Origin of the sequence: Enterobacter sp. HK169 (assembly GCF_001719105.1) — a bacterium.
Classification (GTDB): domain Bacteria; phylum Pseudomonadota; class Gammaproteobacteria; order Enterobacterales; family Enterobacteriaceae; genus Enterobacter; species Enterobacter asburiae_B.
Genome location: NZ_CP017087.1, coordinates 3,373,780 through 3,387,768, shown reverse-complemented (window position 1 = coordinate 3,387,768; position 13,989 = coordinate 3,373,780). Strand labels below are relative to the sequence as shown.

Annotated in this window: 12 protein-coding genes; 1 reads left to right on the top strand and 11 read right to left on the bottom strand. The window is 56.7% G+C overall.

Features of this window, described 5'->3' with window-relative positions:
* Window positions 1-182 precede the first annotated feature (182 nt).
* Window positions 183-1,457 (top strand): MFS transporter, encoded by a 1,275-nt coding sequence (locus tag EnteroDNA1_RS16085; RefSeq protein WP_039261029.1) that lies wholly within the window; start codon window positions 183-185, stop codon window positions 1,455-1,457.
* Between the two features lie 90 nt (window positions 1,458-1,547).
* Here EnteroDNA1_RS16085 and rlmB read toward each other — a convergent pair whose 3' ends face one another.
* The 11 genes from rlmB to mutL all read right to left on the bottom strand — a co-directional run bounded on the left by rlmB (window position 1,548) and on the right by mutL (window position 13,983).
* Window positions 1,548-2,282 carry a 23S rRNA (guanosine(2251)-2'-O)-methyltransferase RlmB gene (gene rlmB / locus EnteroDNA1_RS16080; protein WP_010427468.1) on the bottom strand — a complete coding sequence of 245 codons (735 nt, stop codon included), beginning with the start codon at window positions 2,280-2,282 and terminating at the stop codon, window positions 1,548-1,550.
* 65 nt (window positions 2,283-2,347) lie between these two features.
* A complete protein-coding gene (rnr, locus tag EnteroDNA1_RS16075; protein WP_039261027.1) occupies window positions 2,348-4,792 on the bottom strand; it encodes a ribonuclease R in 2,445 nt (814 codons plus the stop codon).
* A 38-nt stretch (window positions 4,793-4,830) separates the two neighbouring features.
* Window positions 4,831-5,256, bottom strand: coding sequence for a nitric oxide-sensing transcriptional repressor NsrR (nsrR, locus tag EnteroDNA1_RS16070; protein WP_023334253.1), 426 nt, complete (start codon window positions 5,254-5,256; stop codon window positions 4,831-4,833).
* A gap of 192 nt (window positions 5,257-5,448) precedes the next feature.
* On the bottom strand, window positions 5,449-6,747 hold the full coding sequence (locus tag EnteroDNA1_RS16065) for an adenylosuccinate synthase (RefSeq protein ID WP_024907332.1): 1,299 nt from the start codon (window positions 6,745-6,747) through the stop codon (window positions 5,449-5,451).
* A 104-nt stretch (window positions 6,748-6,851) separates the two neighbouring features.
* A complete protein-coding gene (locus EnteroDNA1_RS16060; RefSeq protein WP_003855996.1) occupies window positions 6,852-7,049 on the bottom strand; it encodes a DUF2065 domain-containing protein in 198 nt (65 codons plus the stop codon).
* 71 nt (window positions 7,050-7,120) lie between these two features.
* On the bottom strand, window positions 7,121-8,125 hold the full coding sequence (gene hflC, locus EnteroDNA1_RS16055; RefSeq protein ID WP_023334250.1) for a protease modulator HflC: 1,005 nt from the start codon (window positions 8,123-8,125) through the stop codon (window positions 7,121-7,123).
* Between the two features lie 2 nt (window positions 8,126-8,127).
* On the bottom strand, window positions 8,128-9,387 hold the full coding sequence (gene hflK / locus EnteroDNA1_RS16050; RefSeq protein WP_024907334.1) for an FtsH protease activity modulator HflK: 1,260 nt from the start codon (window positions 9,385-9,387) through the stop codon (window positions 8,128-8,130).
* A 56-nt stretch (window positions 9,388-9,443) separates the two neighbouring features.
* Window positions 9,444-10,724: a ribosome rescue GTPase HflX gene (gene hflX, locus EnteroDNA1_RS16045; protein WP_023310136.1), complete on the bottom strand. Its 1,281-nt coding sequence runs from the start codon at window positions 10,722-10,724 to the stop codon at window positions 9,444-9,446.
* A gap of 74 nt (window positions 10,725-10,798) precedes the next feature.
* A complete protein-coding gene (gene hfq / locus EnteroDNA1_RS16040) occupies window positions 10,799-11,110 on the bottom strand; it encodes an RNA chaperone Hfq (RefSeq protein ID WP_023334248.1) in 312 nt (103 codons plus the stop codon).
* Window positions 11,111-11,195: 85 nt separating this feature from the next.
* Complete coding sequence (gene miaA, locus EnteroDNA1_RS16035) at window positions 11,196-12,146, bottom strand: tRNA (adenosine(37)-N6)-dimethylallyltransferase MiaA (RefSeq protein WP_023310135.1); 951 nt, start codon at window positions 12,144-12,146, stop codon at window positions 11,196-11,198.
* The gene (gene mutL, locus EnteroDNA1_RS16030) at window positions 12,139-13,983 is read right to left on the bottom strand and encodes a DNA mismatch repair endonuclease MutL (protein WP_069303554.1); all 1,845 of its coding nucleotides are present in this window, start codon (window positions 13,981-13,983) and stop codon (window positions 12,139-12,141) included. Before mutL ends, miaA begins: the two co-directional genes overlap by 8 nt.
* Between the last annotated feature and the right edge of the window lie 6 nt (window positions 13,984-13,989).

Genomic DNA, 13,989 nt, shown 5'->3' with positions numbered 1-13,989 from the left:
CCTTCAGTGGCAATGACGATAAGTATGGACAGACCGCGCGCACGCTGCATGGGAGGGGAGTCACACGTTCACGATCCCGCTGATATCATTCGTGAAATAGCTCACAGAACATAAGAATAAACTATTTCATGACTTCGCTTTTGTTGAATAATTTATTCTTACCCTTTTCAGTGAGGATCGTTATGCAACCGGACGCGCACAAGCGAGCATTAATTGCAGGCTCCATTGGTAACTTTATCGAGTGGTATGAGTTTGCGGTCTACGGTTTTCTGGCGACCGTCATTGCGAAAAACTTCTTCCAGCTTGAAGGAGAGGCGGGGCTGACCAGCCTGATCCTCACCTACGCCTCGTTTGCCATCGCCTTCTTCTTCCGCCCGCTGGGTGCGGTGGTGTTTGGCCGCATCGGCGACCGGATTGGCCGTAAACCGACGCTCATCATCGTGCTGGTGCTGATGACGCTCGCTACCGCCGCCATCGGCATTGTGCCGGTCTACGCCAGCATCGGGATTGCCGCGCCGCTGATTATTACGCTGCTGCGCATCCTGCAGGGGCTGTTCGCGGGCGGCGAGTACGGCGGCGCGGTCTCGCTGATGACGGAGTTCGCCCCGCGCGGCAAGCGTGGGCTCTATGGCGCGTGGCAGTCCTTTACCGTGGCGCTGGGGCTGCTGGCGGGCGCAGGCATCGTGGCGCTGCTCTCCACCCTTCTCACGCCTGAAGCCCTGCACGACTGGGGCTGGCGCATTCCGTTCTTCCTGGCGCTGCCCATGGGCGTTGTGGCGCTGTGGCTTCGCGTCAGCATGGAGGAGACGCCCAGCTTTGTGCAACAGCAGGATAAACCGGCTGTCGCTCAGGCGGATACTGCCGCCACGCTCCGGGCCATCGTGATGGGAATCGGGCGCGTCATGGTCTGGTCTGCGGCGGGGTATACCTACCTGGTGATTATGCCGACCTATCTGCAGTCGGCGCTGCACACCGGGTTTAACCAGGCGCTGCTGATAGCGGTGATTTCGAATATTGGTTTTGCGCTGACCATCATTCCGTCGGGGATCCTGAGCGACCGGATCGGCCGCCGTACGGTAATGATTCTCGCCACCGCGCTGCTGCTGATCCTCGCCCTGCCGCTGCTGAAAATCCTGCAGGCGGAGTCGAGTACGCTGGCGGTGAAGGCTGTTGTGGTGCTGATTGCGGGCGGTCTGGTGGGCATGCTGGCGGGTCCGGGCCCGGCGATGCTGTCTGAGATGTTCCCGACGCGCGTGCGCTATACGGGGCTGGGGCTGGCCTACTCGTTGTCGAACGCGATTTTCTCGGGATGCGCAGGGTTAATTATTACCGGGCTGATTAAGCAGACGGGCAACCTGGATATTCCGGCGTATTACGTGATGGCGACGGCGGTAGTGAGTATTTTCGCGCTGATGACGCTGAGGAAGGACGACCATTTGCGGTCGCTAGAGGAGTGAGGTTGTCACCGTCAGGTGCCCTCACCCCGCCCCTCTCCCACAGGGAGACGGAGAATACACAAAAGGCCGTCCTGCGGACGGCCTTGCTGTTTATTCTCCGCGCTGACGCACCGCTTCAAACAGGCAGATGCCCGTCGCAACGGAAACGTTCAGGGACGACACGCTGCCCGCCATCGGGATGCTAATCAGCTCGTCGCAGTGCTCGCGGGTGAGACGACGCATGCCTTCGCCTTCCGCACCCATCACCAGCGCCAGACGGCCGGTCATTTTGCTCTGGTACAGAGTATGATCCGCTTCACCGGCGGTACCGACGATCCAGATATTCTCTTCCTGCAGCAGACGCATAGTGCGCGCCAGGTTAGTCACGCGGATCAGCGGAACGTTTTCCGCCGCGCCGCAGGCCACCTTCTTCGCCGTCGCGTTCAGCTGCGCGGAGCGATCTTTCGGCACGATCACCGCATGCACGCCCGCCGCATCGGCGCTGCGCAGGCACGCGCCGAGGTTGTGCGGATCGGTAACGCCGTCGAGGATCAGGAAGAACGGGTTATCCAGCTCGGCAATCAGATCCGGCAGATCGTTTTCCTGATACTGACGACCCGGCTTCACGCGGGCAATGATCCCCTGGTGGACCGCGCCTTCGCTTTTCTCATCCAGGAACTGGCGATTCGCCAGCTGGATCACCACGCCCTGCGCTTCCAGGGCGTGGATCAGCGGCATCAGACGCTTATCTTCACGCCCTTTCAGAATAAACACTTCCTGAAAACGCTCCGGTGCGCGCTCGAGAAGGGCCTGCACCGCGTGGATGCCGTAAATCATTTCACTCATTGATGGTTCTCGTAATAAGTATTTCCCCTCCCCCGCTGGGGAGAGGGTCAGGTTGAGGGGAGAATTTACTCCGCCTGCTTTTTCTTGGCCGCGCGCTTCGCTTTGGTGGCGGCAGCGATTTTCTGCGTTTTCGCGGAAGGTTTTTTCGCTGAACGGGCCTCTTTCTTCGCCGCCTTCGGCTTCTGTTTCTTCTCGCCGCGGAACGCGCTGTCCGGCTCGAAGTTTACCTTCTTGCCCGCCTGACGACGTTTACCGCCGCCCGGTTTACCGTTACCGGTTTTTTTCGCCCTTTCACGCTCGGTTTTACCGACGTTACGCGGCGCGCGCTCGCTGGAGATCAGGCTGAAGTCGATCTTACGGTCGTCCATATTCACGGCTTCGACCTTCACTTCCACACGGTCGCCCAGACGGTAGGTCTGGCCGCCAGATTCGCCAATCAGGCGCTGGCCGACCTGGTCGAAGCGGTAGTAGTCGTTATCCAGGCTGGATACGTGCACCAGACCGTCGATGAACAGCTCGTCCAGACGAACGAAGAAACCAAAGCCGGTCACGCTGGCAATCACGCCTTTAAAGACGTTACCCACCTGATCGAGCATAAAGTCACACTTCAGCCAGTCCGCCACGTCGCGTGTCGCTTCATCGGCACGACGTTCGGCCATGGAGCAATGCTGACCCAGCTGCAGCATCTCTTCCATCGAATAGTGGTAGCCACCGGTTTCGGTGGTGTTCCCTTTATGGCCCTGCTCCTGCGCCAGCAGATACTTGATCGCACGGTGCAGAGAGAGGTCAGGATAACGACGGATCGGCGACGTAAAGTGGGCGTAAGACTGCAGCGCCAGGCCAAAGTGTCCGCGGTTTTCCGGATCGTAAATCGCCTGCTTCATAGAGCGCAACAGCATCGTCTGCAGCATTTCTGCGTCAGGACGGTCGCCAATGGACTCCAGCAGCTCAGCGTAATCGCGCGGCTCTGGCTTGTTGCCTCCGGGCAGTTCCAGACCCAGTTCAGCCAGCACGGAGCGGAACGACGTAATGGCTTCCGTGGTCGGCTTATCGTGAATACGGAACAGCGCTGGCTCTTTGGCTTTCTCGACGAAACGTGCCGCCGAGATATTCGCCAGGATCATACACTCTTCGATCAGCTTGTGCGCGTCGTTACGCTGGGTCTGCTCGATACGCTCAATGCGGCGTTCGGCGTTGAAAATGAATTTCGCCTCTTCACTCTCAAACGAGATCCCGCCGCGCTCTTCGCGCGCCTGATCCAGCGTTTTGTAGAGGTTATGCAGCTCTTCGATATGTTTGACCAGCGGCGCGTACTGTTCGCGCAGATCCTGGTCGCCCTGCAGCATATGCCAGACCTTGGTATAGGTCAGACGCGCGTGCGAGCTCATCACCGCTTCGTAGAACTTGTAGCCGGTTAAGCGCCCTTTGGTGGAGATGGTCATCTCGCAAACCATACAGAGGCGGTCAACCTGCGGGTTCAGGGAGCACAGGCCGTTAGACAGCACTTCCGGCAGCATCGGCACGACCTGGGACGGGAAGTAGACCGACGTACCGCGGCTGCGGGCTTCGTTATCCAGCGGGGTGTGCGGACGGACGTAATAGCTTACGTCAGCGATAGCGACCCACAGGCGCCAGCCACCGCCGCGTTTTTTCTCACAGTATACGGCGTCATCGAAGTCGCGGGCGTCTTCGCCATCAATAGTGACCAGCGGCAGGGAGCGCAGATCCACGCGGCCCACTTTGGATTCTTCCGGCACTTCTTCGCGCAGGCTTTCGATCTGCTCTTCAACCGCTTTCGGCCAGATGTACGGAATTTCATGGGTGCGCAATGCCATATCAACGGCCATCGTGGTGCCCATGTTGTCGCCAAGCACTTCGACGATTTTACCTACCGCTTTGGTGCGACGGGTTGGGCGCTGGGTGAGTTCCACCACCACCACAAAGCCCATGCGGGCGCCCATCACCTCTTCAGGTGGGATCAGAATGTCGAAGCTCAGACGGCTGTCGTCCGGCACCACGAAGCCTACGCCCGCGTCGGTAAAGTAGCGGCCGACGATCTGGCTGGTTTTTGGCACCAGAACGCGTACCACGCGCGCTTCGCGGCGGCCTTTACGGTCAGCGCCCAGCGGCTGCGCCAGGATCTGGTCGCCGTGGATGCACATTTTCATCTGTTCAGATGAGAGGTACAGATCGTCCTTACGGCCTTCCACGCGCAGGAAGCCGAAGCCATCGCGGTGACCAATGACGGTCCCTTTCAGCAGATCGAGGCGTTCTGGCAGCGCGTAGCACTGGCGGCGGGTAAAGACCAGCTGCCCGTCACGCTCCATCGCGCGCAGGCGGCGGCGAAGGGCTTCAATTTGCTCTTCACCTTCAATGTTTAATTCAACGGCAAGTTCTTCACGATTGGCGGGTTTTTCGCGTTTTGTTAAGTGTTCAATGATGAACTCGCGGCTGGGAATAGGATTCGCGTATTTTTCGGCTTCGCGTTCCTGGAAAGGATCATGTGACATGTCGGTTCCTCCGTTGTCAGCTCCGGTGGAAATTTTCTTCATTCCACCAGCAATAATTTATAAAGCGGTTGATTCTCTTCAACCAAATCGGCCAGCGTGTAGTTATCCAGTTCCATGAGAAAACTTTGCACGGCCTTTGAAAGCGCCTTTTTCAGGCGGCAAGCGGGCGTGATGTGGCAGAACTCGCTGCTGCAGTTCACCAGAGAAAGCGGCTCCAGTTCACGTACCACATCGCCAACACGAATACTCTGTGCCGGTTTACCGAGACGGATCCCACCATTCTTCCCGCGGACGGCAGCAACGTATCCGGCACGACTAAGTTGATTGATTATTTTGACCATATGATTACGGGATACGCCGTAGACCTCTGTGACTTCAGAGATACTGGTCATCTTCCCCTCGGGTAACGACGCCATGTAAATCAGCGCACGTAAGCCGTAATCGGTGAAACTTGTTAACTGCACATCAACCTCAGGAAAAAGGGAAAACGCGGTCAAACCGCAGAGATATTCATTAATGATGATAAACCAGCCAGATAGTGAGCGGCTAATTTATTTGACAGACGGGGCGAAAAAGCGGAGATCCTGGAGCGGTCGCCGGATGGCGCTACGCTTATCCGGCCTACGGGTCTCCCCGCAGGCCAGCAGTCACGAAGATTATGCGTCGAACGGGTCGCGCAGGATCATCGTTTCAGTACGATCCGGGCCGGTAGAAATAATATCGATCGGCACTTCGGTCAGTTCTTCAATACGCTTGATGTAATCCAGCGCCGCCTGCGGCAGGCCACTACGCTCTTTCACACCGAAAGTGGTCTCAGACCAGCCCGGCATGGTTTCGTAGATTGGCTCAATGCCTTCCCAGTCGTCAGCAGCCAGCGGAGTGGTGGTCACTTCGCGGCCATCTGGCATACGGTAGCCTACGCAGATTTTCACTTCTTTCAGGCCGTCCAGTACGTCCAGCTTGGTCAGGCAGAAGCCAGACAGGGAGTTGATCTGCACTGCGCGACGCACTGCAACCGCATCCAGCCAGCCGGTACGACGACGACGACCTGTGGTCGCGCCAAACTCGTTACCCTGCTTGCACAGGAACTCGCCGGTTTCATCAAACAGCTCGGTCGGGAATGGACCCGCACCCACGCGAGTGGAGTACGCTTTGATGATGCCCAGTACGTAATCCACATAACGTGGACCCAGGCCAGAGCCGGTCGCCACGCCACCTGCTGTGGTGTTAGAGGACGTTACGTACGGATAGGTACCGTGGTCGATGTCCAGCAGCGTACCCTGCGCACCTTCGAACATGACGAAATCGCCACGCTTGCGCGCCTGGTCCAGCAGATCGGACACATCAACAACCATACCGGTCAGAATGTCAGCGATCGCCATGACGTCATCCAGCACTTTCTGGTAGTCAACAGCGTCAGCTTTGTAGAAGTTCACCAGCTGGAAGTTGTGATATTCCATCACTTCTTTCAGTTTTTCAGCGAAGGTTGCTTTGTCGAAGAGGTCGCCCACGCGCAGACCGCGACGTGCAACTTTATCTTCGTAAGCCGGACCGATACCACGACCGGTGGTGCCGATCGCTTTCGCGCCGCGCGCTTTCTCACGCGCTACGTCCAGCGCCACGTGATAATCCAGGATCAGCGGGCAGGCTTCGGAGAGCAGCAGACGCTCACGAACAGGGATACCACGGTCTTCCAGACCTTTCATCTCTTTCATCAGCGCAGCAGGAGACAGCACAACGCCGTTACCGATGATGCTGGTGACGTTATCACGAAGAATGCCTGATGGAATAAGATGGAGGACGGTTTTTTCACCGTTGATTACGAGAGTATGGCCTGCGTTGTGACCGCCCTGGTAGCGTACAACATATTTAGCCCGTTCAGTCAGAAGATCAACAATCTTCCCTTTACCTTCGTCACCCCATTGGGTGCCCAGTACGACGACGTTGTTACCCATTTTTTTCAAAATCACCGTTTGCTTAAAAATGGATTCTACCATCGCTTTTTCAGATATACAGCACTTTTTGACCTCAAAATACGCCGATTGCGTCTACTTTTTGATCAGCCAATCGTTTTCCTCAACATGTAGTAGATCACGATGCCCGCAACCACAAGACCGCCGCCAAAACGACGCAAAATATTATCCGGCAGCTGGCTCATCGTGGCGATCATTCGGCGCCAGGCACGCGGATAAAGCATCGGTCCAAGACCTTCCAGCACCAGGACCAAAGCCAGTGCGAGCCAGATCGTTGAATTCATTTTTATTCCTTATAAAAGAAAACCACCGCTCCGTTGGGAGCGGTGGTTTGAATACTCAAACGGACCTGAGTTTATCGCGTTGCGTTAGTCGGCGTCTTCATATAACGGAAGAAATCGCTGTCCGGGCTGAGCACCATCACATCCTGGTTGCTCTGGAAGCTATTCTCGTAAGCGCGCAGGCTACGGATAAAGGCGTAGAAGTCAGGATCCTGGCTGAAGGCATCCGCGAACAGCTTCGCCGCTTCGGCATCGCCTTCACCGCGCAGGATACGGCCCTGGCGCTCAGATTCCGCCAGCGTCTTGGTGACTTCGTAGTCCGCTGCAGCACGCAGCTTCTCAGCCTCTTCCTGGCCCTGTGAACGGTGACGACGGGCTACCGCTTCACGCTCGGCGCGCATACGGTTGTAAATCGCCTCGGACACTTCAACTGGCAGGTTGATCTGCTTGATACGCACGTCAACCACTTCGATACCCAGCGCAGCCATACTGTTCGGGTTGATCACCGGCACTTTACCGTTGGTCTCCGCCTGAACGCGTTCAGCCGCTTTGGCAATCGCATCATCTGCTGCCGGCGTTGAAACTTCATCTTCAGTGCCCGCTGTACCGGAGTTCAGCGCATCGCGAACTTCCAGGGTCAGACGACCACGGGAGTCGGTCACGATGTCTTTCACATCCAGACGACCAATCTCGGAACGCAGACGGTCAGAGAACTTACGTTTCAGCAGCACTTCTGCCTGAGAAACGTCGCCGCCGCCCGTTGCCAGGAAGTAACGGCTGAAATCGCTGATGCGCCATTTGATATAGGAATCAACGATCAGGTCTTTCTTCTCTTTGGTCACGAAACGGTCGGCCTGGTTATCCATGGTCTGGATACGCGCATCAAGCGTTTTCACGGACTGAATAAACGGTACCTTGAAGTGCAGACCCGGCTCGTAAATCACCGGGCGTTTGTCGCCATCACGCACGACGCTGCTGAACTGGAACTTAATCCCACGCTCGCCTTCTTTCACCACAAAGATCGAGGTATAAAGCGCGACCAGTACGATGACGATGATCGCAATAACTGACTTACGCATCCTTATTCCCCCTGACGCTGGTAGTCGTTACGCTGCGCGTTAGCACGGCGTTGGTCCATAATGTCACCATCGTTCGAAGAAGGCGTTGTGTTCGTGCTGGCGCTGCCTGTTGAGGCTGGCGGCAGACGCAGCAGGTTGTTCGCGCCGCTGGTGTCGCCTTTCGCTGCTGGCGCAGAACTGCCTTTCAGCATCTGATCCAGCGGCAGAACCATCAGGTTTCCGCCTTTGTTGTCGTTAACCAACACTTTGCGGGTATGGCTCAGCACTTTTTCCATGGTCTCGATATAGAGACGCTCACGGGTAATTTCCGGTGCCGCTTTATATTCCGGCAGGATCTTCGCAAAGCGGGCCACTTCACCCTGAGCTTCCAGGATGGTCTGCGTTTTATACGCGCGCGCTTCTTCCAGAATACGCTGCGCCTGACCGTTAGCGCGTGGCTGAACTTCGTTGGTGTACGCTTCTGCTTCACGGATGTACTGCTGTTCGTTTTCACGGGCAGCAATCGCATCGTCAAATGCGGCTTTCACCTCTTCCGGAGGACGCGCAGCCTGGAAGTTGACGTCCAGCAGGGTAATACCCATGTTGTACGGACGAATGGTCTCTTCCAGCTCGCGCTGGGTATCGCTACGAATAACGGTACGACCTTCGGTCAGAATACGGTCCATGGTGTATTTACCGATCACACCGCGCAGGGCGCTGTCGGTCGCCTGACGCAGGCTGTCATCGGCGCTGGTCACGCTAAACAGATAACGCTCAGGATCGGTCACGCGGTACTGCACGTTCATCTCAACGCGCACCACGTTTTCGTCAGAGGTCAGCATCACGCCAGAGGCGGCCAGTTCACGGACGGATTCCACGTTTACCGCGGTCACGTCATCAATGAAGGTCGGCTTCCAGTTCAGACCCGGCTCAACCAGATGGCTGAACTTACCGAAACGGGTGACTACGCCGCGTTCTGCTTCTTTAATGGTGTAGAACCCGCTGGCTGCCCAGATGATGACTACCGCAGCGGCCACGATGCCCACTACGCGGCCACCCATTGGCGGGCGCGAGCTCTGAGTGGAATTGCCACCCGAGCCAGAACCTTTTCCTCCGCCAAGGCCACCAAGCTTCTTGCTCAGTTTGCGGAAGATATCATCCAGATCCGGCGGCCCCTGCTCGCGACCACCTTTGTTGCCATTTCCCTCAGAGTTGCCGCCAGGTTTGCTGCTTCCCCACGGGTCGCGGTCTTGTCCGTTATTACCGGGCTGATTCCACGCCATGTATATGCTCCATATTTGTTATGCAAGGGCGAATTATTCAGGCATCCCCTTTCTGATCAGACGATATAGTCGACCAGCGCAGGTTCTTGTTTACAGAGGCGACGCCAGTCAACGATCGGCATACGCACCTGCATCCCCACGCTGCCGTCATCCTCCATCCACTCTTTTTCTATCGCCTGAAGCTGATAAAACCGGCTGCGCAGCCTGCCTTCCTGTGGCGGCAGTCGCAGCGTGTGCTGAGCTACCTCACCGGAAAGACGTTCTGTCAAAGCCTGGAAAAGCAGTGGCACACCAATACCGGTCTGGGCAGAAAGCCAGACCCGAATCGGTTTGTTTTCTTCATCTCTGTCGATACGCGGTTCGAAATCGTCCAGCATATCGATCTTATTCATGACCAACAGCGTTGGGATCTCGTGGGCGTCGATCTCTTCGAGCACCACGTTCACCGCGTCGATGTTCTCCTGCACGCGCACGTCTGCCGCATCAATCACGTGCAGCAGCAGAGTCGCCTGTCGCGTCTCCTGCAGGGTGGCTTTAAACGCCGCCACCAGGTCATGCGGCAGGTGGCGGATAAACCCTACGGTATCCGCCAGCACCGTTTCACCGACGTCTGCAACGTCAATACGGCGCAGCGTAGGGTCCAGGGTCGCAAACAGCTGGTCTGCGGCATACACCTGGGCCTCGGTTATCTGGTTAAACAGGGTGGATTTACCGGCGTTGGTATAGCCCACCAGCGACACCGTCGGGATATCGGCTTTGGTTCGCGCCCGACGCCCCTGTTCGCGCTGTTTCTCTACACGTTCCAGACGTGAAAGGATCTGGGTAATTCGGCCACGCAGCAAACGACGGTCGGTTTCGAGCTGGGTTTCACCCGGGCCGCGCAAACCAATCCCGCCTTTTTGTCTTTCAAGGTGTGTCCAGCCACGCACCAGACGCGTTGCCAGATGGCGCAGCTGCGCCAGCTCAACCTGCAGTTTCCCTTCGTGGGTACGTGCACGCTGAGCAAAAATATCTAAAATCAAACCCGTGCGATCGATAACACGGCATTCGCAAAGGGCTTCCAGGTTGCGCTCCTGGGCTGGAGACAGCGCATGATCAAACAACACGACTGACGCGCCGGTTGCTTTTACGGCATCCGCAATTTCGACTGCTTTACCTTCACCAACAAAATACTTTGGGTGCGGCGCTTTACGGCTACCGGTAATCACCTGCATTGCTTCGACACCGGCGGAAGAGACCAGAGATTCAAACTCCTGGAGGTCTTCCATATCTTTGTCTTGCGAAAAATAGATGTGTACCAGCACCGCCTGCTCACCGGCATCATAACGGTCAAACAAGCGTAAACCTCTCTAAAAAGATCAGCGGGGAACGCAGGATCCCTGGCTCCCCGTGTGGATAACAGTGCGAAACCTTATTCGGTCTCGTCGCTGTCCTGCGCCGGCGTTGAAGAACCCTGCGCGCTGCTGCCATGATGGTAGTTACTACCAGTGCCGCCGCCAGCGTTATTGCTGTGATGAGATACCGGACGGGACGGAACAACAGTAGAAATAGCGTGCTTGTAGACCATCTGACTGACCGTGTTTTTCAACAGAATCACAAACTGATCGAAAGACTCAATCTGACCTTGCAGCTTAATACCATTCACCAAATAAATAGAAACTGGAACACGTTCCCGACGCAATGCGTTCAGGAACGGATCTTGTAAAGATTGCCCCTTAGCCATTCTATCTTTTCCTTATATGCTTGTTTTGTACTTAGAACCTTGCGATTCTGAAAAATTGCGCACGATACGTCTCAATTGTACACATTCAGTGAGCGATATCACCAACAACCTCAATCACTTCGTTTAACGCCTGTTGCGGTTTTTCACTGTCTAACCAGTGAACCCCCTCCCAACCGCGCAACCAGGTGATCTGGCGCTTCGCTAACTGTCTCGTGGCGCAAACACCTCTATAAACCATTTCATCGTATGAAATCTCACCTTCAAGATACGACCACATCTGGCGATATCCCACACAACGAATGGAAGGCATGTCCGTATGCAAATCTCCACGGGCAAATAGCGCCCGCACTTCTGCTTCAAAATCTGAAGCTAACATCTGATGAAAACGCTGCTCAATTCGCTGATGGAGCAGTTCACGGCTCGCCGGGGCGATGGCGAACTGATGCACCTGATACGGCAGAGCGTCTCCTGACGTTTGCGTCAGTTCCGTTAAAGTTTTACCCGAAATGAAAAAAACTTCCAGTGCCCGGGAAAGCCTTTGCGGATCATTTGGATGGATCCGTGCTGCAGCAACCGGGTCAATCTCCGCCAGTTGCTGATGCAAAACGTCCCAACCTTGCTCTGCCGCCTGCTGCTCAATTTTCGCTCTTATTTCCGGATCCGCGGATGGCAGAGGTGACAACCCTTCCAGCAACGCCTTGAAATAGAGCATGGTTCCGCCAACCAACAGCGGTATACGTCCCGCCGCCGTTATCTCGGCCATCTCGGCTAAGGCATCCCGGCGGAAATCCGCTGCGGAGTACGCCTGAGCCGGGTCGAGAATATCCAGCAAACGGTGCGGTGCCGCACGCAACTCTTCTGCGTCAGGCTTCGCCGTGCCGATGTCCATCCCCCGGTAGATGAGGGCGGAGTCGACGCTAATCAACTCTACAGGCAAAACTTTACGCAACTCAATGGCTAGCGCCGTTTTGCCGGAGGCCGTTGGGCCCATTAAAAAAATTGCCTTAGGCAGGCTCGCCTTACTTGCGTCAATCATGTTTCAGGGCGTTCATCGCCGTTTGTAAATCAACAGGTTGTAATAACCCACCCGGCGGCGTTTTCACCAGATGCGGACAGAGGCGTTCCACCTCCGCCAGCACGCTAATGGCCTGCGCCATACTCCACGGCGCGTGTTCGCTTGCCAGATGGCGGGCGATCCACTGCGCGGTGTTGGCGGCATCAAACGACGTTTGCTGCGCCAGGTAGCCTATCAGTTCAGGAATCAAGTTTTGTAAATTTTGTTGGCGTAAGGGTAAAGGCACTGCACGAATTGTCACATGTTGTGGTTCGAGCACGGTTTCAATACCCATTTGCGCCAGCTGCGGCTCTGCGCGCTGCAATACCCTCATTTCATCAGGGGATATTTTCAGGCGAACCGGAATCAACAGCGGCTGCGCGCAGGCTGCATTTTCGCCTGGCGTAAGCTGCATCTGCTTGAGCCAGCGTTCGGCGACTGGCAGGGCCAGAAGCATCAGTTTGCCGTCACGCTCAAGCAGCGCCATATCCGGTGCGATAATCGTCAGCACCCGGCCAAAACTCTGGCTATGGCCGTCCAGAGAAGGCTGAGCGGGCGGAATGTGCTCTTTTCGCTCCACGGCGGGCGTTTCCAGCAGCTTGCGGTACAACGCTCCCTGCTGCTTCTGATAGCCCGGCTGGGCATTCGGGTAGTTCGCGCCCGTTGGACGCGGTGCGCTCCCGGCCTGGGAGAAACGCGGAGCTTCCGGTTCACGCGCGACGGCAGGCTCAGCAAAATGGTTGCGCCCTGCCGCTACACGGTTTTCAGGCAGCGGACGCGGCGCAGGGGCGTCCTTCTCCAGCGGCAGAGTTGGCGCTGCCTGCTGCTGTAACACGGCGGCCACGCCCTGATAAATGAAGTCGTGAACCAGACGCGACTGGTGGAAACGCACCTCATGCTTGGCAGGATGAACGTTTACATCCACCTGATGGGGGTCGATTTCCAGATAAAGGACGAAAGCTGGCTGCTGATCGGCCCCGAGTTTGTCTTCGCAGGCCTGGCGAATCGCGTGATTGATGAGACGATCGCGCATCATGCGCCCGTTCACGTAGCAATACTGAATTTCAGAGAACGCAGCACTGCTCGCGTTTGGATCGGCAACCCAGCCGCGTAAAGCCAGATCGCCGTGCTGCCACTCAATGGCCAGAGCCTGTTCCAGAAACGGCGTCCCGCAGATAGCGCCCAGGCGACGCTCTTTCTGTCCACCTTCCGCCACCGCGCGGTACTGGCGCATCACCTTACCGTTATGGCTAAGGTTGATGGCGACATCGAATCGGGCGAGCGCGATACGGCGAATGATCTCGTCGATATGGCCGAACTCGGTCTTCTCGGTACGCATAAACTTGCGTCGGGCGGGGGTGTTGTAGAACAGATCCAGGACTTCCAGCGTCGTGCCGACAGGGTGCGCCGCGGGTTTGACCGTCACATCCATATCGCGCCCTTCGGCGTAAGCCTGCCAGGCTTCCTGCTGTTCAGCGGTACGGGAGGTCAGCGTTAAGCGCGAAACCGAGCTGATACTGGCCAGCGCTTCGCCGCGAAAACCGAGGCTAATAATCGCTTCCAGATCGTCCAGAGAGGCGATTTTACTGGTGGCGTGACGAGCCAGCGCCAGCGCCAGCTCCTCTTTTTTAATGCCACAGCCGTTGTCGCGAATGCGGATAAGCTTCGCGCCACCGCGTTCGATATCAATATCGATGCGGGTTGCGCCCGCATCGAGGCTGTTTTCCACCAGCTCCTTCACCACCGACGCAGGGCGTTCCACCACCTCACCGGCGGCGATTTGGTTCGCGAGCTGCGGCGGTAGAACCTGAATCGGCATGAATGC